At 51.4% G+C, this 24,412-nt stretch carries 10 protein-coding genes and 2 rRNA genes; 8 read left to right on the top strand and 4 right to left on the bottom strand.

The genetic code is table 11. The features are described 5' to 3' along the window. Positions 1 to 2: 2 nt before the first annotated feature. The 5 genes from Tam1G_RS03780 to Tam1G_RS03760 are packed head-to-tail and all read left to right on the top strand — an operon-like array spanning position 3 to position 17,962. Complete coding sequence (locus Tam1G_RS03780) at positions 3 to 899, top strand: ImmA/IrrE family metallo-endopeptidase (RefSeq protein WP_101625513.1); 897 nt, start codon at positions 3 to 5, stop codon at positions 897 to 899. A 43-nt stretch (positions 900 to 942) separates the two neighbouring features. Then, a complete protein-coding gene (locus Tam1G_RS03775) occupies positions 943 to 3,966 on the top strand; it encodes a DEAD/DEAH box helicase (RefSeq protein WP_101625512.1) in 3,024 nt (1,007 codons plus the stop codon). Between the two features lie 33 nt (positions 3,967 to 3,999). After that, positions 4,000 to 8,856, top strand: coding sequence for an Eco57I restriction-modification methylase domain-containing protein (locus tag Tam1G_RS03770; protein ID WP_165781890.1), 4,857 nt, complete (start codon positions 4,000 to 4,002; stop codon positions 8,854 to 8,856). Further along, positions 8,853 to 15,446: a DEAD/DEAH box helicase gene (locus Tam1G_RS03765; protein WP_101625511.1), complete on the top strand. Its 6,594-nt coding sequence runs from the start codon at positions 8,853 to 8,855 to the stop codon at positions 15,444 to 15,446. The genes Tam1G_RS03770 and Tam1G_RS03765 overlap by 4 nt, the downstream gene beginning before the upstream one ends. Continuing rightward, on the top strand, positions 15,443 to 17,962 hold the full coding sequence (locus tag Tam1G_RS03760; protein ID WP_101625510.1) for an ATP-dependent helicase: 2,520 nt from the start codon (positions 15,443 to 15,445) through the stop codon (positions 17,960 to 17,962). Before Tam1G_RS03765 ends, Tam1G_RS03760 begins: the two co-directional genes overlap by 4 nt. A 486-nt stretch (positions 17,963 to 18,448) precedes the next feature. Here Tam1G_RS03760 and Tam1G_RS03750 read toward each other — a convergent pair whose 3' ends face one another. Further along, the gene (locus Tam1G_RS03750; RefSeq protein ID WP_101625508.1) at positions 18,449 to 19,747 is read right to left on the bottom strand and encodes a metallophosphoesterase; all 1,299 of its coding nucleotides are present in this window, start codon (positions 19,745 to 19,747) and stop codon (positions 18,449 to 18,451) included. Positions 19,748 to 19,884: 137 nt separating this feature from the next. Between Tam1G_RS03750 and Tam1G_RS03745 the strand changes: the two genes are divergently transcribed. The 3 genes from Tam1G_RS03745 (at position 19,885) to Tam1G_RS03735 (ending at position 23,381) form a co-directional block, all read left to right on the top strand. After that, complete coding sequence (locus Tam1G_RS03745; protein WP_133124969.1) at positions 19,885 to 20,751, top strand: hypothetical protein; 867 nt, start codon at positions 19,885 to 19,887, stop codon at positions 20,749 to 20,751. A 2-nt stretch (positions 20,752 to 20,753) separates the two neighbouring features. Continuing rightward, entirely contained in the window at positions 20,754 to 21,143 is a 390-nt protein-coding gene (locus Tam1G_RS03740) for a hypothetical protein (RefSeq protein WP_101625506.1), read from the top strand. A 90-nt stretch (positions 21,144 to 21,233) separates the two neighbouring features. After that, positions 21,234 to 23,381 carry a PASTA domain-containing protein gene (locus tag Tam1G_RS03735; RefSeq protein ID WP_165781889.1) on the top strand — a complete coding sequence of 716 codons (2,148 nt, stop codon included), beginning with the start codon at positions 21,234 to 21,236 and terminating at the stop codon, positions 23,379 to 23,381. A 126-nt stretch (positions 23,382 to 23,507) separates the two neighbouring features. Here the strand turns inward: Tam1G_RS03735 and Tam1G_RS03730 are convergent, their stop codons facing one another. The 3 genes from Tam1G_RS03730 to Tam1G_RS03720 form a co-directional block, all read right to left on the bottom strand. After that, positions 23,508 to 23,714 carry a hypothetical protein gene (locus Tam1G_RS03730; RefSeq protein WP_101625504.1) on the bottom strand — a complete coding sequence of 69 codons (207 nt, stop codon included), beginning with the start codon at positions 23,712 to 23,714 and terminating at the stop codon, positions 23,508 to 23,510. A gap of 157 nt (positions 23,715 to 23,871) precedes the next feature. Further along, a 5S ribosomal RNA gene (rrf, locus tag Tam1G_RS03725) occupies positions 23,872 to 23,988 on the bottom strand. A 176-nt stretch (positions 23,989 to 24,164) separates the two neighbouring features. Continuing rightward, positions 24,165 to 24,412, bottom strand: a 23S ribosomal RNA gene (locus tag Tam1G_RS03720); the annotation flags it as partial.

Raw genomic sequence — 24,412 nt, 5'->3', positions numbered from 1 at the left:
CCATGTTGGATGCTAGGAATTCTGCCGATTACCAACACGCAGTGATTGAGCAAGCGCAGGATATGATTGCGCTTGCTCAATCAAGGCATGCCGATTTTCTAGATGATTGTCTGTCTGATCCAGGCAAAATCAAGCGCACTTGGAAAAATGATGTGACCATCACATATAAACATGCTCTTTTGGATGACTTTCAACAGCACAACGACAGCACAATCATTGACCATGGAACTGATTTGCTCGGACTGTATATTCCAGCGCTCGGGCCAAACGAAAAACACCTCATTACGGTGCAATACCGTTATGGTGATTTCACTCCGCGCCGCAACTTCACTTTGCTACATGAACTGGGACACTATCTGCAATGGACGGATGACAACCTCGCCAACCGCATTATTGCCACCAGCACGCTGAACTTCAACAAACGCTTTGAGGAAGATGCTTGCAATCGGTTTGCCTCATTCGCCTTATTGCCTACGCATTATGTCCAAAAATGCACTCATGGAGGCGTGGTGGATGCTGATCTGGCTGCTCGTCTCTATGATGAGGGACGCAGCAAAGACCCTCAAAACAAACATCTCATTCGGGTGTCCCGCCCAGTGATAGCCCGCCGACTTGCCGAGTTTCTGGACTTCACAGGCACAGTGGCACTGGTGACCAACGACAAACTCACTGTTCGTGCACACAGCAACGGACAAATCGATTATGACGGCGAACTGCTCTCTGAAGAACGCCAGCTTATCGATGACCTTAATGCAACGCGTAAATCGGCAATGGCTGGGATGTTGGCATCCCCCAGGGGGAACAATATCTTTGCCAGCATCACAACCTCCTATGGAAGAAGAGGAATGCGCTACCGGTTTATCGTGTTGCAGCAAGTCGAAAAACCACTCTCTGAGTAAGAGACGACAGCCCCCATCAATTCACACACAAGGAGCAAAGTTCATGACCTCGCAAACCGTGAACGCCGATAAGCACATTGAACTCTCTGCCGGCATGCGCGTTCTGGTACGCGGCCAAGAGTGGCTTGTTACCAAGGCCGAAACGAACTCATTGGGCAACCGCGCCGTAACCTGTGTGGGCATCTCTCCTCTTGTTCGCGATTTTCAAGCGACTTTCTTAGATGACCTCGACGCCATAGAACCGGTCGACCCAACTAAGACCAAATTCATTCCGGATACTTCCGCGCATGCGGCCCGCTCACATCTGTTCGTAGAGAGCCTGCTGCGCTCCACCGTGCCTACGGACAACAATATCCATATCGGCAATAAGGCCGCTATGGATTCTCTGCCTTACCAGCTTGTTCCGGCGGAGCAGGCACTGGCCCAGCCAAGGCAGCGTATTCTGATTGCCGATGCCGTGGGTTTGGGTAAGACCTTGGAAGCCGGCATTCTCATGTCTGAGCTTATCGCCCGCCATAAAGGCCGGCGCATCCTTGTAGTCACGGCAAAAAGCATGATGGCACAATTCCAAAAGGAAATGTGGGAGCGCTTCACCATACCGCTCATCAGTCTTGATTCCACCCGTATTCAACAGATTCGCTCGGAGATTCCGGCAAATGCCAACCCATTCTCGTACTACGACAAGGTCATTGTTTCCATTGACACGCTGAAGCGAGATATTCAGTATGGCGCCGCTCTTGACGCCTCGTATTGGGACATCATCGTTATCGATGAAGCGCAAAACGTTGCCAACAGAGGAACCGGATCACGCAAAGCTCAGCGTGCAAAACTTGCGCAACGGCTCGCCTCGCGTTCGGATACACTCATCATGCTTTCCGCCACCCCTCATGATGGTAAGGCGCGTAGTTTCGCATCACTGATGAATATGCTTGATCCGACTACGCTTCCTGACCCTGATAATTACTCACCGGAAGATATTCGGCAACTGTATGTGCGCCGCTTTAAGAAGGATGTTATCGGCGATGTTTCCGGCCGCTTCCCGGAACGCGAGGTAACCCAGGTTCGTTGCACGGCTTCCCCATCTGAAGAGCACGCTTTTGATGTGTTATCAAAGCTGAATCTGCGTATGGATGTTGCTCGCAGAAAAGCAAACTCCGGCTTGTTCTGCACGTTGCTGGAGAAAAGCCTGTTCTCTTCCCCAGCCGCATGCATGAAAACCATTGAAGAACGCCTCAAGAAACTCAAGAAAACCGACCCCGAAGATATGACCGGCGACGCCACTAAACTGCAGGAGTTGCATCAGGCGCTGGAAAGCATCACGCCAATGCAGTTTTCGCGATATGCCAACCTGCTGGCTATGCTGCTCAGCGCTCAATACGGTTGGACTGGGAAGGACCCTTCGGATCGTATTGTCATCTTCACGGAGCGCATCGAAACGAAGAATTATCTGGAACATCAGCTGACCCATGATCTTAAACTGCCTAAAGGTGCCATCGTGTCTATGGATGGTCACATGAGCGACGTGGAGCAGCAACATATGGTTGAACAGTTCGGTGACCCCACTTCGCCCATCCGCGTACTCGTCGCGTCGGATGTGGCTTCAGAGGGCTTGAATCTGCATTACCTCAGCCATCGTCTTATTCATTTCGACACCCCTTGGTCGTTGATGGTATTCCAGCAGCGCAACGGCCGTATCGACCGCTATGGGCAGCAACACACTCCTGATATTCGCTTCATGACCATCGAATCAAGCAATGAGAAAATCAAGGGCGATTCCCGCATTTTGGAGATTCTCCGCGAGAAAGAGCAGCAGGCTTACGACAATATCGGAGACCCGGCAGCTTTGATGGGCCAATACAACATTGAAGACGAGGAAGCCATCGTCTGCCATGCCATAGAATCAGGCATGTCAATGGAGGAATTCAGCGAGCTCTATCTCACCACGCCAAACACGGATATTGACGAGCATCGCACACCTGAATCCTCCTCCAACCAACAGACCCAAGACTCTGAAGATGACTTAAAGGACGATTTCTTCGATGACTTATTCGAAGACGATGAAGCTGATGCCGATGATTCGGTGAATGCATCGACAACGTCAGATATCAATAACCGTGTCAGCAATGATCGCACGCTGATGGATGATTATTCTTACGCTTGGGAAGGTTTGAACTGGCCCGGGTTCAAGGAATCAGCGAAAATAGACTCGCTGCAGCCGCTATCTGGAACAGAGGGGTTCTCCATGACATTGAATCCGGACAGTCCGCTGCGCTCATGGCTTCGCCGCCGCGTTCCCAACACGGCGATTCTGCGAGACAACATGGGTCAGTGGTGCACCAGTGCCGAATACTGCGAAGCGCAGACCAACAGCGTCACCGCGCAACTCAGTGGGGAGCATTGGAATCGCACTCAGTATCTCTGGGCATTGAATCCTCTGATGGAATGGATCCAGCTCAAATCCACATCCATGCTGTACGGCCGAGGAGAGGCGCCGATCATTGGTGTGACAAATGGTCGGCTTTCATCGGATGACACCATAATCTTGCTTTCAGGTAGCATCGCGAATCGTCATGTCTCTCCGGTCATTGATGAATGGTTCGGCGTGCGCTACCACAACCACGAGTATGCAGGCGTGATTCCACTGGAAGAGGTTTGGAAAATCACCGGATATCGGGGCACATTGCTTCCAGGCTCCTCCCGATATCAATATGTCAACACCGAGAGCAGCACCGCATCGCCGCAGCAGGTCGAACGAGCTGAATCACTACTCGTGAATGCCATCGCTCAGGGTACTGAGCGTTTGGTACGTCTTCGTGACGCATATGAAGAACAAAAAGCCAAGCCGCACATTATGCAGCAGTTGCAGCGCATCGACGAATGGAAGATTAAACGTATGGCGTTGCTTTCCGGGAAACCGGAATTGGAAGATCAGCAACGGCATGTCAATGAGATCTACGAGGACTACATTCAATGGGTTGATGAATCGCTTACGGCCTCAGGGCAGCCCGTGCTCCGGGTGGCCGCTGCATTCGTAGGGGCGCCCGATGAATCCTCGCACTCGTTTTAGCAATCCGCATACATTGAAAGCCAAGGTAACGCGATGAGCACTGAAGAGTTGAATGAAACGTTCCCCGGACTGGAATCCGTTAATGATTTCTATACGCCGTTCTACCTGCAGGAGTATTTTCCCAAGAACGTTCAGGAAGCAGCCAAGCGGTGGGCGAATCTGCCCGCAGATCAACGTCCAACTGCTCTGATCCGAGCACAACGTTCAAACTATGCCAGCATCATTAATGGCGAAGATAACCTGCTGCAGGAAGAGGCGGTAGGCAATTTCATCGACGGCCTGCTGGATGCGCTGGGATATGATGTTGCTTCGCCAACGGTGACATTGAATGATCCTAACGGCAATATCGAGATTCCACTACGGCTCAACATGCTCAACGCTGATGGCAAGCCCCAACTGCAGGTGGTGACTTCGCTCTCCACGGATGCCGATTCCGGTATTTTGGAGAGCCCTTCTTCGGCCGGTAAACTGACCTGTGAAGCGTGCGTGAATAAGCTGTTCGCCGATTTCGACGAACCTGCACGCTGGGTACTGGTTCTCGGACTCCATCAGGCGGCGCTGATTGACCGACGCAAGTGGGGCGAGAAAAAATGCCTGCTGATTGATTTCGACACCCTGTTCAGCCGCAATCAACAGCATGTCTATGAAGCTGTAGCTGTGCTGCTGCATCGCGCAAGCCTGTGCCCGCAAAACGACGAGTCCGTGCTGGATTCCTTTGACGAATCCTCTTCTCGGCAAGCGGTTGCGGTGTCCGATAGTCTCAAAACCGCACTGCGCGAATGTGTAGAGATTCTTGGCAACGAGGTGATTTACGACCAGACCGTCAACCAGCACCAAAAGGTGACCGACATTGATGCCGACGAGCTCACCGTGCAATGTTTGCGGTACATGTATCGATTGCTGTTTCTGCTGTTCATTGAGGCTAAGCCTGAACTGGGCTATGCTCCGATGAAATCGGAAGCGTATCGCACCGCCTATTCGTTGGAGAGTCTGCGTGATATCGCCGAGCAAATGCGCGGCCGTATGGATGAAGCGGAGAACACCACCTATCTGGCGGATACGCTGCGTAAGCTCGATCACTTGGTGTTCGATGGCTACCCAGCGAGCAATGCCGAATTGAAACGTGTGCAAAGCAACAACGTCAACGCCGTGTTCTTGGTGCCGCCGTTGAAAGCCCACATTTTCGATCCCGAACGCACGCCGCTCATTGAACATGCTTCGCTGCGCGATACCGTGATGCTGCAGATCATCGACCTCATGAGTGTAACTTCTGCTGGTCAGCAGACTTCCCGAGGCAAGCGCACCCGCAAACAGCGTATTTCATATGCTGCACTGGGCATCAATCAAATGGGCGCCGTATATGAGGCGCTGCTCTCCTACCGTGGCTTCATCGCCAAGGAACGGCTGTATGAAGTCAAGCGAGCCACTGACAAATTCGACCCGCTGGATGTGGGGTATTTCGTCAACGCCGAACAGCTGGATGAATACTCCGAAGATGAGCGTGTCCGCTATGAAGACGGCCCTCACGCAGGCGAGCCTCGCGTATATGAGCCGGGAACGTTTATTTACCGACTTGCCGGCCGTGAACGCGAGACATCAGCCTCCTTCTATACACCGGATAGCTTGGCCGAATGTTTGGTGCGTTACGCATTGAAGGAGATTGAACCGCACATTCATCAGGCTACCGATTTGCTGAAGCTGAAAATCTGCGAACCGGCAATGGGTTCCGCCACCTTCTTGAACGAGACCATTAATCAGCTGGCCTCCAAATACCTGGCCATGCGAGAAAAGGAACGCATCGCCCAGGAAGGGCCATCTGCGGCAATTCCAGCCGAACATCGGCAAGCGGAACTGCAGCGGGTGAAAATGTTCATCGCCGACCGCAATATCTATGGTGTCGATCTGAACCCCATCGCTGTGGAATTGGGAGAGGTTTCACTCTGGCTGAACACGATTTGCGATGGCTCGTTTGTACCGTGGTTCGGCACGCAGCTGCAATGCGGTAATTCGCTCATCGGCGCTCGACGCGTTGGGTACACCGAGGCCGAGCTCAAGGCAAAAACCAAAAACGGCCGCTGGTATGAGCGAGAGGCCAAGCGCATCGGTTTCAGCCAAAGCTCCTCCAGCACCAAGCGCATGTACCGGTTCCTCACCGGAGACCCCGGCATGTGCTCTTATGGAGACAAAACCGTAAAGGCCATTGAAACCGCAAATCTGGAAACCATCAAGACTTGGAAAAAAGCGTTTACCGAACCATATACTTCAAGCCAAATCAATGTGATGAAGCGCTTGTCCAAGGTTGCGGATGATCTGTGGCGCGGTCAAATCACCATGCGCCGTGAGCTGGAACAAGAGACGCGTGATCAACTCACCATTTACGGTTATGGCGATGTCGACAAGCAATTCAACCAGTTTGAGCGCAAAGATCAGGAAAGTGTCCAAGGCTCTTTGGATGCCGCATCATTCGCTTCGGAAAACCTTAATATTCGCGAGAAGGACGAGTTGCTCGCCACTTCGTATCGTTCGGAGCATGCTCGCAATGCCAGCGAATATGCCCGTCTGAAACTGGCGATGGATTACTGGTGTGCATTATGGTTCTGGCCTATCGAGAAAGCCAACCAGCTGCCAAGCCGCTCGGACTATCTGTCCGATATGTCGATGATTCTGACCGGTTCGGTGAGCGACGCGGATTTCAATTTGATTTACGAGCACGATCAGTTCACCTTTGACGAGGCGCTTGAATATGAGGAATCGCCACGCGACTACGTGAGCGATCATAAGGTGAATCTGGACGAATTGCGCAATGGCTCATCGCCTATCAGTGAGCGTATCAAACTGGTAGAGCAGATAGCCAAGGACCAGCATTTCTTCCATTGGGAGTTGGAGTTCGCCGACGTGTTCAAGGATGGTGGCTTCGACTTTATGATTGGAAACCCACCGTGGGTGAATGTGCAATGGAACGCTAATAATGCTGTTTCCGATGTAGAACCATCGTTTGCTATCCATGCAATTACTGCAGCGGAAATGAATAAACGTCTACCTGCATTGTTGGAAAATGAAGACCTGCGGAAGACGCTACTTCACGAATATGTTGGCGTAGCAGGTCAACTCGCGTTCTTCGGTGCAGTAGGTAATTATCCGCTACTCCAAGGCCAACGTACCAACCTGTTCCGCTGCTTCCTGCCGAATGCGTTTGTTTTTACGCGGGAACAGAACGGCGTAAGCGCATTCGTGCATCCGGACGAGGTGTATGGCGATACACGTGCGGGTATCCTGCGCGAGCAGATGGTACGCAGACTGCGATATCACTTCCAGTTCATCAATGAGAAAAAACTGTTCGTCGGGGTCGATCATCACACCGCGTTCAGCCTCAATGTGTATCAAAATCCTGAATCAAACAAAACCCCGATGCAATTCGACTCAATATGGAATCTGTATGCGCCCAAGACCATTGATGAATGCTATGCGTCCGATGGTACAGGCGAAATCCCAACGATTAAAGACGAGAACGGCAACTGGAACACCCGCGGCCACCATGACCGCATTATCCAGGTCGACGAGCATGCATTGAAAATGTTCTCCACACTGGTGGGTGATGGTACGTCTGATTCATGGAAAACCACACCAATGGTCGGCGTATACGCCCGTGCACTCATCACGGCATTGGAACGTATGGCCGAAGTGCCGCAAACATTGCGTGATTATGACAAATACGTCACATATTCACCAATGTGGAATGAAACCAATGCCCGCAAGGACGGCACCATCAAAGATGACATCCACTTCCCCACCACATCGGAGCCAATTATTTATTCCAGTCCGTTCATCGGCGTAGGCAATCCGATATTACAATCCACGCGCCGCAACTACAGGGTCAACAGCGATTACGATTTCGTGGACCTGACCACCATCAGCGAAGACTATGAGCCACGCGTCAAGTACGCGCAGGCATGCTCGGATGCGGAATACACGGACCGCGTGCAAAAAATGGCCAACGGCAGCCGGTTCGACGCGGTGTACCGACTTGGATGCCGACGCATGGTACCGCTTGCGGGCGAACGCACGCTGCAAGCGGCTGGTGTTCACCCAAGCGTAGCTTGGGTGAACACCATAGCAGGCTATGGTGTGCACCCAGAGCGCTACGCGTTGCTCGCGCTCATGAGCGGCCTTGAGGCCGCTCTCCCTTACGATTTTTTAGTACGATCTATCGGCAAAATGGACATTCATAATTCCACCTTGCAGCTATTCCCAGTACCGGAATCCTGTCTTTCCTCTGAAATCGCTCTGCGCGGTCTGCTGCTCAACTGCGTCACCAAGCCGTATGCCGAGCTCTGGGAAACCTGCTGGGAAGATGCGTACGCCACGATGAGTTGGGCGAAAACCGATTCGCGGCTCAAACCGGAGCACTTTACACAGCTGACTCGCGAATGGGATTGGAACACTCCGCTTCGCACCGACTATGAACGCCGTCAGGCGCTAGTCGAACTCGACGTGCTTGCCTCGATGGCATTGGGGCTCACATTGGACGAGCTTATCGATATCTACCGGTTGACGTTCACCGTGCTCAAAAGCTATGAGGATGACACATGGTACGACGCGAACGGCCGTATCACGTTCTCCAAGAAGAATTACGGCGATCTGACTTACAAGCGCGGCGATTTCGGCCGTATCAAGAACGCGAAGGCAGGGACCGAGTTCATCCGCACCATCACCGATGACACTCAGCCTGACGGCCCAACCGAACGTATCATCACGTATGTTGCGCCGTTCGACCTGTGTGACCGCATCGCCGACTACCGCACAGCATGGGCGTTCTTCGAGCACAAATACGCCGACCAACTCGCCACTGAAACTCATCACCATCGCGGAGCACAAGGAGTGACATCATGATTCCGATTGTTTTGGCACGACACATTCGTGAGGGCATTGCGGATTATCTGCATACCACATTCCCCATGACTAACGCCCCATTCAAAGGTTCACTGGTTGAGTTCGCTCAAGAAGACAACGCACTCACACTCGATCCATTCATTTCAGTCAAACTGCCGTTCCGTGTTACCGGGGAGTCTGAACCATTTCCATTCAGCGAATGCCTGCACCCCAAGTATCGCCCGTATGCTCACCAGATGAAGGCATTCCAGCGGATTGCTCAGGGGCAATCCACTCTTGTGGCCACCGGAACCGGTTCCGGTAAAACTGAATGTTTCCTCTACCCGATTCTTGATTACTGCTATAAGCAGCGCACCCGTTACCAGCAGCCAGGCATCAAAGCCATTCTCGTATATCCGATGAACGCCTTGGCCGCCGACCAAGCCAAGCGCATCGCATCATTGATTGCCAATAGTCCTGAGCTCAAGAACACGGTGACTGCAGGCATGTATGTGGGCACGCAAAGCTTGGGTGGTAAAAACGAGAGCAAGATCATGACCGAGGAAGCGGTGATCAGCGACCATGACGCACTGCTGAAAAACCCGCCTGACATTCTGCTCACCAACTACAAGATGCTTGATTATCTATTGGTCCGTCCTGAAGATTCCCAACTGTGGAATCAGAATGACGAGACCACGCTGAAATATTTCGTTGTTGACGAGCTTCACACCTTCGATGGTGCACAAGGCACCGATCTCGCATGTCTTCTGCGGCGTCTCACCGACCGGCTCCATACCGAACCGGAGCACATGTGCTATATAGGTACTTCCGCCACGTTGGGCTCCAAAGACGGTGCCCAATCAATTTGCGATTATGCCTCGGATATTTTCAACACACAGTTCACTACTGATGCGGTAATCACTGAAGACCGTCTCAATTCCAAAGAGTTTTTCGCATCCAACGACAATACAGATGAAGAATCGCTCACCTATGATTTCACGATTCCAACGTCTCAGCAGACGGATGCATTAATTCGTTTGGAAGCGGACGTAGAGCCTGAAGCCTATATCGCTGCAGCAGCACGCTTCTGGCTACAGGGGTATGATGAGTCCCTCACTAAAGAAGCAGTATCAGACACACGGTTCCGTCTTGATCTCAGTTCACGATTGCGGTGTTCCCAATTCCTCTCCTCACTGGTGCAGCATCTGTGCAATAAGCCTCATCAAATCGACGATGACCTGTTGAGAGCGTTGGCCATCGGTCATACTCAATTTGACCGGCTCAATTCCAAACAGCAAGAAGCTGCCGTAGATGCACTCATTACTTTGGTCTCGTATGCCAAAACCGGTGATATCCAGCATCCTAGGCCATTTCTCGATGTGCAGGTTCAACAGTGGTGCAAGGAACTGAGCCGTATTACCGCCAGCATCGTGCCCGTGAACGAAACACCTCATTACGCACCGGACTCCGAGCTGGACGAGGCAACATCTCAGCATCATTTACCGGTTATCAATTGCCGGGACTGCGGAGGAACCGGATGGCTCGGCATTGAGGGGAAAAACGGCAAAATCGATGTTTCGAACTTGCAAGCGTTCTATGCCGCATATTTCTCGTTCCGGCAAGACACTGACTTTCTGGTAATGCGACCATGCGACGTGAATGTCAAATATTCCGGAAACGATGCGACATCGCCACAATGGTTCTGCGCTCAATGTATGAAAAGCTCACCGGTATCAGCTTTCAATCCGTCCGAGCAGGAAAGTCCGTTCGACTCGGCCGAGCAGGAATGTCCCGAATGCGGCACCCCTCGTATTCCAATGCTGATCAGCGCATTGGAAATCGTCGGGAAAGAGCGCAATCACTATCGTTGTCCATTCTGTGGCAGCAATCGCAGCCTCGCTCTAATCGGTCTACGCTCAACACCACAAATCAGCGTCATGCTTTCACAGCTTTCAGCCGATGCCTTCAACGATGATCATAAGACCATCGTGTTTTCAGACAGCGTGCAAGACGCATCGTTCCGCGCCAGTGCCTTCACCAGCCGGACATGGCGATTCGCATTGCGCAACTCCGCTATGGACTACATCATTCATGCCAACAAGAGTGGAGCCACTCTGGCTGACTATCTAGACAATCAAGCATCGTATTATCACCGCATGTATTCGGATGATGCTGAATACGCCGTAAGATTCATAGCGCCGAACATGACATGGATGAGTGAATATGAATCCATTCTTGAAGGCAAGCCGGCAAGTCCACAACGCCATATACTCATCGACTGCATTGATCGACGACTACGTCTGGAATCATTATTCGAATTCGGATTACGCTCCCAGGTGGGGCGCACCTTGGCAAAGTCAGGCTGTGCAACGCTCTATTTCGACCCGCAACGGGTTGGATCCGCTGCCGAACGTTTCCGCGAGTATGCAATCAATGAGCTGAACCTTGACGATAGCGCCATCCACCGTGAAGACTGGGCACGATTCATCATTGAACTGCTTGACTTACTGCGTTCATCCGGCGCATTCTTCGACAAAACCTATGAACAGTATCTGAGTCAAGATGCCAAGCGATTCTTCCTGTCCAACCAAAAGAGCACTGGTATCTGGTGGATGCCCGGTTCATTCTTTGACGTGCTGCCGCGCTTCCTAGCTACGAGCGCTCAAGGTGCCCACAAAGATTCATACGACACGTACTCCACCAGCGCCTACCAACTATTGGCAAATCGCTATCTTACTGATAGCGCTATTACCGGAGACATTAGCCACGAACTGCTTCAGTTGGCCGTGAATGCATGCGCTGAGACCGGTCTTATCGCCAGCCGCGAGATGCAAGGCAAGTTTGGAACGAAAACCGTCTATGGTCTCAACGAGCGGACATGCCATATCGGCACACAGGTAGTCCAGCTCATTTGTGATACATGCGGTAAAAGCCAGCCATGTGCAGAGCAAAACCTCAACGTGTGGGATGGCGCGCGATGCTCCACCAGACACTGCCCTGGCCATCTTCATGTTGATAACGACGAGCACTCCGCACTTGAGCTTTCCTACTATGGCAAGCTATACCGTGCCAAGCCGTCCGATCGTATTCGTGCAGCCGAACATACCAGCTTGCTCGACGGCGACAAGCGCACAGAACTCGAACGGCAGTTCAAAAGCGCTGAACATACGCCCGGCGAGGTCAATGTACTGACGTGTACTCCAACCTTGGAGATGGGCATCGATATCGGCGACCTTTCCACGGTTATTCTGGCTTCAATACCTCCCACTCAAGCCCAATACATTCAGCGAGCCGGACGAGCGGGACGCCGAGACGGCAACTCACTGGTACTTGCTGTGGCCAATAGACGGCCACATGACCTGTACTTCTATCAAAGGCCGCTGAATATGATCAGCGGAGACGTAACTCCCCCACATATTTTCCTGCAAGCTACTGCGGTTTTGGAACGCCAGCTCATTGCCTATGCACTCGAAAATTGGGTGCATGACATGATAGACCACGGCATCAGACCTGCAGATATCATTCCGTCCACGCTGAAGGACTGTCTCTCGAATATACGCGATGAGCGCGCGGATTCATTCCCCTTCACCTTCATCGACTATGTGAAGTCGCATGCCACCATGCTCCTCGATGACTTCGAGAAACTGTTCAGAGACGCTCCCAACATGTCTGATGACACTTCCTCACAAAGTGTCCATGCGCAACTTGAACAATTCATGTATGGCACTCCCGCCAATACCGATGACGCCGCTGACGGTTTCAATAAAGAACAACCTTCACTGGTTCGACGTGTATTTGAGACGTTCCAAAGCGCTAACGCTACTATCGATGAGTTCAACCGGCAGAAGCAGCAAATCGAAAGCATTATCACCGACTTGGATGCTCATCCGAATGATTCAGCCTATGAAGATCAGAAGCGTGAATGTCGTAATGAAATTCAAGGCATTGACAAAATCATCAGCACCTTGAACAAGACCAATACGTTCAACTATCTTTCCGATCAAGGCATTCTTCCCAACTATGCCTTCCCGGAATCAGGCGTCACTCTACATACGGTGCTCAAAGCAGATACGCTTCGCAAAGATAACGATGGAACGGCGCCTACTCAACCTCGAGAACCGGAATCCGCCGATTTCCAAAGGCCATCGGCATCCGCCATCACCGAACTAGCTCCAGGCAATACGTTCTATGCGGCAGGAAGAAAGTACACCATCAACCGAATCCTGTTTGCCAAAGGCAACATGGACGAAGACGCCACGGCGTGGAGGCTTTGCCCTAACTGTTCCCATGCAGAACCTGCTCTCCGTGTTAAGAATATCGCCAGCTGCCCGTCTTGTGGTTCCACACAGTGGGCGGATACTGGCCAGATACGCGACATGCTGCGCATTGACACGGTTATCTCAGAAGAACGGTATAGCGACAGCCTTGTAGATGGAAGTAGTGACGACCGTGCCAGCATGCTATACGTCAGAAACTCGCTTATCGATATCGATCGCACTGACGTTCAGATAGCTTGGAAAATCGAGCAAGGCAGCACGGACTTCGCCTTCGAGTACGTACCCCACGGCACCGTCCGCGAGATTAACTTCGGCAAAGACGACACCCACGGCACCGAGCTCGAAATCGCCGGAGAAAAGCGCGTGCGCAATGGCTTCGTCGTCTGCGGCAAATGCGGTAGCGTTGCCGATGATAAGGGCAAGATTAGCCATTCCTACTCCTGTCCTAACCGCACGAATGTGCTGCAAAACGCCGATACGAACCGCTGCCTGTTCCTTTTCCGCGATATCAACACGGAAATGTTGCGTATCCTCGTGCCAGGAATCGCCGACTCCTCCGGCAATGACTCGGAAGCGACCTCATTCATGGCGGCCGTCATGTTAGGCATGTCAGCCGTATTCGGCAATGTGAGTCATCTTGCCACAACGCTCAGCAATGAGCCACTGCACGATGGCTCCGGTTTGCGTAAAACATACCTGGTCATTTACGACACAGTACCGGGAGGCACTGGATACTTAAAGCAAATGTCCTCGGATTCCCACGCATTCATTGATGTGCTCCAGCGAGCGCAAGATGCCATGACCAATTGCTCTTGCGATGATGGCTGCTACCGCTGCTTGTATTCCTACCGGCAAAGCCGTGATTTGGAAAAGATTTCCAAGAAAACTGCGCTCAGCATGATTGCGCCGATACTTGCAGATCAGCAGCGACTTGTTCCAACTGCCACAGTGTCTGAAGTGGCAGTGAACAAGCTGCTCGACAGCAAACTGGAGGCTCAATTCATTGAGGCGTTGCGGCGATTCCATGTCAATCCACTGGCCAAGGCTGAAGAGCGTGGACAGCGCGCCATACTGCGACATGATGTGGTTGAAGACAAGGATGGATACACGCTGCAGATTGGCGAACGCCAGTGGGATGTGGTTCCCCAAGCGCTCAGTTCCAAGCTGGAGCATGCTCCCGTCATCACATCAAAGCCTGATTTCAAGCTACATTGCCACGATAACAAAGTTCCTGATGTTCTGGTGTTCACCGATGGCTTGCAGTTCCATGCCAATATCGTTGCCGTAGATACCGCCAAACGAGAAGCTTTGCGCCGTTGCGGGTATCGTGTTTGGACATTGACCTATGACGATGTGACGAAGTTCTTGGAGAACCCGGATGATGTTCAACTGTGCGACAAGGCTCTTGACACAACACTGCTTCCCAGAAAGGAGCAATACAAAGACTGTGTTAAGGAAAGCAAACTGGAGCTCGGGAATCAGTCTGCTATGAGTCTGCTGAACTACTATCTTGCAGAACCTGAACAAGCTGACGCTGATTTCACGGTTCATGCCAAGTTCTTTGGTCCGTCCACCATTCATAAATCGACATTGACCAATGACCCCATCGTGGCAGACCACATGATTGGTTTGGAGCAAGCTCTTACCGGAGCAGCACCAAACCAAGCCAAGCGCGCCATGTTCGACTTCTTCGGCACCAAACGACTGAAAATGTTCGGCTGCGTGTATCTCGACGATGACACGAAGCGGCAAAGCCGAAACGATCTACTATTCAACGACGTCATTGAAGGCTATGCTGCCAATGCATCTGGCGATGACCCATTAGCCACTTTGGATGATGAGTCTCGACAAGCGTTCAAGACGGAATGGACGAGTTTCTGGCATGTTGTTAACCTGATGCAGTTCAACGACACATTCCTTTTCGCCACCTCTCTTGGATTAGCGGATCCTGACCTATACGCTCCATTGCGCAATAGTCTTTCCCCTAAGGAAGTAAAGGAGAGCATTCCGGCAATCGATAAGCAGTGGGCAGAGATTCTTTCCGACGAGTATCTCAGTGCGTATGCAAAAGACATCGCGCAGACGCTTGCCACCGCGCAGATTCCTGCTCCTGACTTCATGGATGGAGAAGACATCTGCGATGATGCGGGGAATCTCATAGGTTCCTCCACCTTCGCCTGGGAAGACAAGAAAACAGCATTTATTGAACCTGAATATGCGGATGATGACATTATCCGCGCATTCAATAATGCAGGATGGCATACCATGACTGACAAGGACGCCATTCTCGACGCATTTAATGTGACCCATACCGCCAAGGAGGAGGATCGATGAGCGGCTCAAAAGCAACACCAGCAGTTGCGATTAACAAAAGTTTCTTTGCCTCGTTTATTGGTTTGCCTTCACGCATGCAAACCAAGGTGAATGTGTTTCTCAACAAGTTTATGAGCAATCCACGTTCGCCGGGTATACATCTTGAAGCAATCAAGAACGCAAAAGATTCCAAACTGTATTCGGCGCGCATCGATCAAAAATATCGAGCCATTGTGGCGTTCGATGATGCCAGCAACACCTATATGCTGGTGCATGTCGATAATCACGAAGCTGCATATCAGTGGGCCGTCACCAAGCACGTCGAGGTCAATCCCTATACGCGTTCCATCCAGTTGTATGACGAGGCTCCGGAAGAGGAGCGTCTCAAGGCGAGTGGACCATACGCCGCATCGTCCAACGTTGCCAGCCAACCTTCGGTGCCCGATACGACAACTGAACCTCGTGTTCAAGAAACAGTTACTACCATCAGCACATCCAGCAGTCCTAATGCATTTGCTAAACCAACTCCTATTTCTGCACCAGTGCAGAGAACATCACCATCGGTTCGTCATGCCGGTCCATTGCCAGCCGATTATCTAGCCTTAAGTGAAAACGACATGCGCAGACTCGGCGTACCGGACATGTATGTTCCAGTAATGCTGAATCAGACCACATGGGATCGTTTCCAAGAATGGTCACGACGATTGCCCGAGGAAGCCCGAGTTTATCTTCAGCTCATCGCAGAAGGGCAATCTCGTTCCGAAGTATTAAGCATGGCTGCTGAAAGCAGCGAGTCAAGTGCATCTCTCGGCTTGGAAAAGACGCTACCAACATCAGCGATCTCCAATAACGTCCTTGCGCAAAAAGCCGGTGCATCAGATGATGCTGACATATCTGCGGAATCGCCGAATCAACCGGAATTGTCGTTCCGCGATGCATTGTCCACCTATGGCACGCAGCAGGAATTCGTCGTGGTGCAAGGCGAAGAAGATCTCAAACGAATCCTCGACGCCCCATTGGAGCAGTGGCGAGTATTCCTGCATCCTTCACAGCGAGGCTATGTAGAACGTAATTATCATGGCCCGTTCCGCCTACTTGGTGGCGCCGGTACTGGTAAGACCGTTGTCGCCATGCATCGTGCAAAGCGTTTGGCTGCGCAATTGCTGAAGAACCATAGCAATCAGAAAGTGCTATTCACCACATACTCCAAGAATTTAGCTACTGACATTAGTTCTAATCTTCGTCTTATCTGCACTCCCGATGAGATGAAAATGATTGATGTCATCAATCTCGACAGCTTTGTCTATCGCTACTTACGGGACAAACGCTACGGGTATGCAATTTGGTATGACGGCGATGATTGGCATACCAGTCTTGATGAAATATGGCGCAGAGCGGTTCAAGATGTATATACCGATACTCTGCGGGGGGTATCCACCAATTTCCTGAAAGACGAGTGGAGCCAAGTCATCATTCCGCAGCAGGTATCTTCCATCAACGAATACCTTCACGTTGCACGTCGCGGTCGTGGAACGCGCTTATCCCGTGCTCAGAAGATTGCCATCTGGAACGCGACCGCCCGTTACCAGCAACTCATGAAAGATGAGCGAGCTTGCGACATTGATATGGCCATGAACATGGTCGCGCAATTGCTCAAGCAAAACCCACAACACCGTTATGCTCATATAGTGGTTGATGAAGGTCAGGATTTCTCGGTGCCTGCCTACCGTATTCTGCGTGCACTCGTAGATGAGCACGATAATGATCTTTTTATCGTCGGCGATGCACAACAACGCATTTATGGACGAACTGTCGTGCTTTCCAAATGCGGTATCAACATCACCGGCAGAGCCCGTAGGCTCACTATCAATTACCGGACCACCGAGGAGATTCGTTCTGCCGCAGACCGTGTGTTCGAGGAGAGCGGAAGCAACGTAGCGGAATCCGTTTTTGCAGCTGTGTCCGGAAAGGCCATAGAGAACGGTACCCCTGTGGTATTCGATGATCTTAACGGTTCAACCGATCAGGGAGGCGACAGCCGTTCGCTCATCAATGGCCCAGCCCCGCAAGTCAAACGCTTTGCCACTCGTCAAGAGGAAATCGACTTCGTAGAGCAATGGATTTTCAACAAATGCGGGACCGCAGCCAATGCCAGTAGTGGCGAAGAGAACGGCAGCGCGGAAGATAACGCTATAGCAGCGAAGAACATCTGTGTGGTTGCTCGCAATGGAGACCTTGTTAAAAAATGGCATGAAACACTCAACGACGATTTGCCTTACGGCGCATATCGCCTTGACAAGAATGAGGATGACCGTCAAGAACCCGGCATACGCGTTGCCACTATGCATCGTGTTAAGGGCTTGGAATTCGACTATGTCATTATCGTCGATGTTGAGGATGGCGTATGTCCTCCTCGAACAGCGCTGAACCAAGCAGCAGATGAGAATGCACGGGAAGCACTATATAAGCAGGAACGCAGCTTGATTTACGTTTCGCTTACACGAGCCCGTAAGGAAGTTCTGCTGTTGGGTCGCTAATCAACAATCCCTTTGTTTGAGAGAGGCGCGGTTTGAACACAAATATTCAGACCGCGCCTCTGAGTTATTATTCAACTCGCCACTCATACCACAAGCGCACTCACAGTTGAGTGCAGCAGGCTCATATTTTTATCATCTTTTCGTGGAACAAGTTCGCGCTGAGATGGACACCTTTGATAAATCGCAGCAAGGGCATCTCTTCCAATACCATCAGTGAAGAGATTGGATTGACCGTGCAAGAACTGCACGATCTGTCTTTCGGCAATATTGTCGTCGTTTCCAATGGCGGCGGATTGTTTGGTAATACTTTCGCGCAGAGGAAGCCTCAACTAACACTGCACGTAAACGAGAGTTTCAATAGCTAAGCACAAAAAACGCACGCCGGCACATTGATGCCTATATAGGCTATACCGTAAACAGCGGGTTTTAGTAATCGCTGTAGCATAGCCATCGCTGCGCCATGAGTCAATGGCAACCAGCAGCAACCTATATAGCACGCTTTGCAATGCCAGCAGTAACGCTCCAAGCGTTGCCGCTTGCGCGATCGTACAGCAGCAGCGAATCGTCTCCAATGGAGCGCCCATCACGATACAGCGAATGGGTATCGCAATACCACAGTTCCGCCCTGCTGCATCTCGATGGTTTGCCGGATGGGGTTGGCTTACCCGTGCCAATACCGCAACGTCGGTACTCCACGGTTTCAACTGGCGTATGGCCAACAATCTGCCGAAAACCGTGGAGAGGATCTCGACCCAACTCCTCCTTGCCGGCCCAAACCGGAGAAGGTTCTTCTCCTCGGCTCCCGCCACGTTCACGCCCGACCATAATGCCGAATGGTCTGATGCCTCCTCCGACGGAACCTTGTGCAAGGGTATTCACCGTATCCGCAATCGTTGAGGCATTCGAATCCTGCAGAGCCGGCACATTCCCGTTGCTTGCGGTCAGTTCATCCGCCATCCAATTCCACCAAGATTGAGTAAGCCCGGCATGCGAGGCCAGCACCCGATGGCCTTGTGCATCATTGAATCCATACATGATCTGAGGTTGTAAAGCATGAAGCAAATCATGCACATCCGGATAAGCAGGCTCGTTATATCCGGGACAAGTACTCTTAAAGGCCCGATAATCTGGTGTATTTGATTGCACCCAGTAGGTCAGGTCATGGTTGCCAAGCAATACGACTACGTTGCGATGTCTCCGCTGATCATTCACCCAATCAACAAGCTTGTTAAACGCGGCAGCTTCGTTCTCCGGCGCAATATTCCATTCGTTGAGTAAATCGCCAAGCAACACAATAGTGCCCGCATCCACACGGTCAGCTGCCTCGCTAATCAACGAGCCCAACCTGTCGATCTTGCAATGGATATCTCCGCAAAACAGAATGCGATCATCTCTGGTACCTGACTGTCCAAGATTTCTACGCCACTGTTTCGCCCTCACAGCAGGTTCCGGCAACGTGTTGCCCGGTTTGCAAATAAAGCGTTCAGCCACATTCTTATACAGGACACCCGGTCGGGAACCAGAATCATCGATAGAATCGAGGTTTCTTCGAGCGGCATCGTATTCGTCCGCTCCGGCTGCGGTTGGATTTGACGCGTATTCTACAAACACGTCATATGACGCATCTCTGACCCACAAACGGTCGCCATTGTCATCTACTCCCCCGTAGCAACAATCACGCCAATTCACAGTATGCACAACACCGGAAAGCCGCTGACCTGCATTGTTCGGCTCGATGATGTCGACCACATCGTTTCGGCGGAATAATGGACAACCATATGGCATGATTCTTGCTCCCCTCCTCTCTATAGCCCTCCGAGTTTTTTACTTATCATGCTGCATCACATGCGATTCCTCAATGTAGAAATTGTACCGCCGCGACTATTGGCACAGTTGTCCGGTTACTACCAGTAACGGCATCGATGGCCACCGATACCAGCTACAGCAATCAATCACAAAGGAGAAAAGAGCCTATGGAGAACGAGCCAACAGACCATCGTCATGAACAAGTTATCGAACCGGATTGCCATGCACAGGGAATCATCTGGGTTGGGGACACCAGCCAACCCGGAACGCTGGAGCGTCTTCAGCACGAGTTCGATGCTATCGGCAATATCATGCCGGCGTTCGAAGTTACCGGCTTCGACAACTTCGACCGCCATTATCTCAACAAGTACGATTATCCAAAAGCTTTTACCTTATGTCGCCACATGTGGAATGAGCAACATGATGAATGGCACTTACAAGCGCCGAACAATACGGCTTTCGATCAGACCATTCTGCGCAGCCGTGTTCCGGTGAACTGGCATTGCACCACAGATTTATGTCTGAGATATCACAAGGAAGGCGACGAAGTTACGACGGATTGGGATTCATCTCACCAATTCTTTTCAGTGATGCGCTTAGATGATCTGAAGCGTGATCATATGCTTACCGGTGATGACGAGCGACGCGAAGAAAGCGTTGTTGCGCTTATCGAGCATCATTCCGGATTAGTATTGCCACTTCCCGACCACGCTGCGATTTCTTGGATGTATTACAACGATGGTGCAGGAATTGAGGTCTCTGTATACGACGGTAAATCGTTGCACTGGCAAATGGACACCTATCCCGAATACTTCGATCCAGACGTATTGCTCAATGAGGATGATGTCGAACTTGATATAGCCAATTGTCTTGATCTTCTCGAGCAAATCCAAAAAGGATTTCTCAACCCGCGTGAACTACCCGCGAAGGATGTCCCAGCATGCCCAATACGGCAACGAGACAATAAGGAAAGGAACCGATAGATATGAAGTCAACCGCTCCGATGGCAACACCGATAGCTACCAACACAGCCATGTCCATCACAATGACGCAAGAGGAGTTCGATGACTCATTTGATGACATCATTCATGGAGGCTTCTTTGACGACGACGATCATGGTGGCGGTAATGAAGGCTGCTTCTTCCCTCTGGGAGAATGCGACCAGACTGCCAAATTCTGGTTGACCATCGCAAGTGCGAGTGATCCCGACGGCCAGTATAAGTTCTTCTTCTGCCCACGCCATTTTGCACTGCGCCTGCATCTGATTCTCGATGCAACGCGACGGAATGTGTACTTTGACGAGTTGAATACTCCCGCACAGATTCGCGCGGTATTTCAATCGTATTTTCTTGATTGGGGCAGAATCGGGCTATAGACCGATTATCCGACCTCACATAACAGTCGATATGTTCTATAAAGAATTCGAAGAGGAAGACCAAGGAAGGAAACAATTATGAAATCCTGCATGAGATGCGGAACATCCAACCCAGATGAAGCCAAAAACTGTCAGCAGTGCGGAATGCCATTAGTAGACATTCCGCCCGCACAGCCGCACAAGCAGCAGCAATCGAATATACCTTCCACCGATGGCACCCCCGCAGCAGCCACCGGTGTATCCACAATGCAACGAAAGCTCCCGATGACCGCGCTCATCGCTATCATCGCGGCGTCGATTGCGATGGCCGTATGCGCAGCTACCTTCATCACCTACAAGATGGAATTGTGGGGCCCGCAAACCGTGCCTAGCATCACGGCATCCAACGCGGAAGATGCGGTAAACCAGCTTGCCAGCAAAGGCTTCGTCGTCAAAAAGAAGCAACAGTATAATGCCATTCGCAAAGGCGGCTACATCGGTATGACTGGCGCGAAAACCGGCGAACGCATTACCAGAGGCAGTCAAATAACAGTTCTGGAGTCCCTTGGTCCTGGTGTGCCTCAAGGCACGGTCGGCTCCACTGCCAAGCAGGCTGAAGCAAAGCTTAAGCCGATGGGCGTGAAGATCACCGAGCACGAGGTGGTTTCCGAACATCCTGGCAAGGTGTCTGTCTCTGCACCAGCTGACGGTCAACCAGTCACCGATTCCGATGAGGGCATCCACCTTGGTATCGGTGTCGAAGGCGATGGTATTCCTGTAGAAATTGCGGGAATGGACAAGCAGCAGGCCGAAAATGAACTGTTCGGCAAAGGTTATTCGGTCACGCTCGAGCCGAGATTCAGCAGCAAACAATATTTTGGCAAAATTGTGGGCGCCAATCCCGGTATCGGCGTCAAAACCGATGCTACAGATATCACTCTGTATTATGGCGTCGATGCAAGTGGCCGCTATGACGTATTGACTGGCACAAAAGGACAGTTTGACACCGGTTTCAAGGACATCGCCCGTACCGACCGTCTTGCCGGACGATACTGCACCGAGGATGGCGACTGCATCACGATGAGCGAGGATGCATCGCAAGCAAGCGATACTACCTACTATGTGAGCGGCGAATTTAATCAAGCAGACAGTCTGAACTTATGCGGTGTTATACAGGGACCGGGCGTATGCACGCCAACTAACCAGGCGGATGCTGAAATCGCACAAGCGTCCTCGCTCAACAACAGTCTAATCTCTGGTGATACTGGAGCATTCGAACTGTACAAGGGGCTCGGTTCCGCCTATTGTGGTAATGATCTTTCCCCCATTACTCCTGGTTACGTCTATTGTGATAACGGTCATCTCGCGAATGGGGATGGTTCACAGCAGCAAAGCGGCGAAACATTCAAGGCCACGGATTTCTTCGTGTATATGCCAGTCAATGCGAATCTCTCCGCACTGGAATCAAATGGCTATTTCACGAACAAATCCAGCTACCAGCCAGACAAGAACCGACCATATGTGATTAAGCGAGATAACTCGGATTACAAACCGATTCCAGTCGACAACAATGCGACCGGACCGCGATACGATCCATATGTTCCTTCGAGCGGCAGTAAGCCGGTTCAGTTCAAGGAAGCTCCGAACAAGCACAATGTCTACTATCTGGTTGAGACTCCCATTGACTGGAATCAGATCAACGGCACTGATACAACCAATGCAGGCAACGACAACAGCACCAATGACTCAGCTTCTGAGGCCAAACCAAGCGAGAGCTTTAATCAGTTCGCCGGAAGCTACCTGTTCTCATCTGGTTCGGGCGGATGGGCTACTACGTTGACCGTATCCAATGATGGCTCGTTTACCGGTGAATTTCATGATGACGATTTGGGCATTACTGGACCTGGTTATCCCAACGGCAGTAAATCTGAGGCCAAATTCTCTGGCCGGTTTGCATCCATCTCACAGAATGCAGATGGATCGTATGCATTGCAATGCGACTCAAATAGCTTTGCAGTGGAAGGAACCAAAGGAAGCACTCATATTGAGGATGGCATGCAAATCACTATTACCGACGCATACGGTATGGAACCTTGCGGTTTATTTACTGCTTATCCGAAAGGATACGATTCGAGCAAACTCAGCAATGATGTGAAATCATGGAACGCCGGAAGCTACGATTTTACAGCTAACTCATCCTTGAGTATCAACATATTGGTGAACAACAACCAGCAAGAATCGTTCTACCAGCAACAGTAAAAGCCGGCATGATAATACCGTCTTCGTCAAGAAGCGAACTATCGCACTTTGGCGAAGACGGCTTATGTTTTAAAAGGAAACAGCAGATTCTAACAATACCTATCCCAGTCATGAGGCTGAGACAAACTAGAACATACTAATTTGATACAGTTCCAGAGAATCAGCCTTGCGTACAGCTTCGATTTTAGCTTTCAAACTCTTTTCTATTGAAGCTACTTGCTCCAACGCATAACGCCGTTCCTCGCGCGGGAAATGAGGCTCTTTCTCAGCGGGTAGAATCCGTTCGAGTTCTTCAAGTTTCTGTTCAATTGCCTGATCAAGCTCAGTATTCACAGGATTCCTCCTCGTCAATTGTCCTTGACAGACTTGGTCTCTAAGCATTGAGACACTGCTGTAGTGTCACAATATACTACCGTTACTTTTTAACGATGTGGAATATGCGGAAACCCTCGGGGGCTGTTGCTCCACCGAGGGTTTTCTTTGACGTGTGATGCGGCGGTGTGCTACTCTCCCACACCCTGTCGGGTGCAGTACCATCGCCGTGCCAGGCCTTAGCTTCCGGGTTCGGAATGGGACCGGGCGTCTCCCCTGGGCCATGACCGCCGCAAATCTTCTGTTATACGGTCCAAGACCATGTCTTGGCCGGCATGTGGTGGTTCGGGGACCGGATGGTGGACGCTTCCTGATGTTCGTTTTCCGATGTTCCGCGACGATGCAGTGTCTTTCTGTCGTCCGCGTGTCATTGTGCGCAGCACGGTCGCCAACAATCGAAGATGTTGGCATAGGGTTTCGCCTTTCCCCGTTAGTACCGGTCGGCTCCACCCCTCGCGGGGCTTCCACGTCCGGCCTATCGACCACGTGTTCTTCATGGGGGGTTCAAGGATCCGGGGATCCTATGGAATGCTTATCTTGGAGCAGGCTTCCCGCTTAGATGCTTTCAGCGGTTATCCCTTCCGAACGTGGCCAACCGGCCGTGCCGCTGGCGCGACAACCGGCATACCAGAGGTTCGTCCACCCAGGTCCTCTCGTAC

The sequence above is a fragment of the Bifidobacterium imperatoris genome (assembly GCF_002860405.1).
GTDB classification, from domain to species: Bacteria; Actinomycetota; Actinomycetes; order Actinomycetales; family Bifidobacteriaceae; genus Bifidobacterium; species Bifidobacterium imperatoris.
This window is presented reverse-complemented; position numbering and strand designations above follow the sequence as displayed.

What these genes read in the sequence shown, in the direction of transcription:
- Tam1G_RS03780 (WP_101625513.1), top strand. Translation starts at nt 3, where the DNA reads ATGTTGGATGCTAGGAATTCTGCCGATTACCAACACGCAGTGATTGAG.
- Tam1G_RS03775 (WP_101625512.1), top strand. Translation starts at nt 943, where the DNA reads ATGACCTCGCAAACCGTGAACGCCGATAAGCACATTGAACTCTCTGCC.
- Tam1G_RS03770 (WP_165781890.1), top strand. Translation starts at nt 4,000, where the DNA reads ATGAGCACTGAAGAGTTGAATGAAACGTTCCCCGGACTGGAATCCGTT.
- Tam1G_RS03765 (WP_101625511.1), top strand. Translation starts at nt 8,853, where the DNA reads ATGATTCCGATTGTTTTGGCACGACACATTCGTGAGGGCATTGCGGAT.
- Tam1G_RS03760 (WP_101625510.1), top strand. Translation starts at nt 15,443, where the DNA reads ATGAGCGGCTCAAAAGCAACACCAGCAGTTGCGATTAACAAAAGTTTC.
- Tam1G_RS03750 (WP_101625508.1), bottom strand. Translation starts at nt 19,747, where the DNA reads ATGCCATATGGTTGTCCATTATTCCGCCGAAACGATGTGGTCGACATC.
- Tam1G_RS03745 (WP_133124969.1), top strand. Translation starts at nt 19,885, where the DNA reads ATGGCCACCGATACCAGCTACAGCAATCAATCACAAAGGAGAAAAGAG.
- Tam1G_RS03740 (WP_101625506.1), top strand. Translation starts at nt 20,754, where the DNA reads ATGAAGTCAACCGCTCCGATGGCAACACCGATAGCTACCAACACAGCC.
- Tam1G_RS03735 (WP_165781889.1), top strand. Translation starts at nt 21,234, where the DNA reads ATGAGATGCGGAACATCCAACCCAGATGAAGCCAAAAACTGTCAGCAG.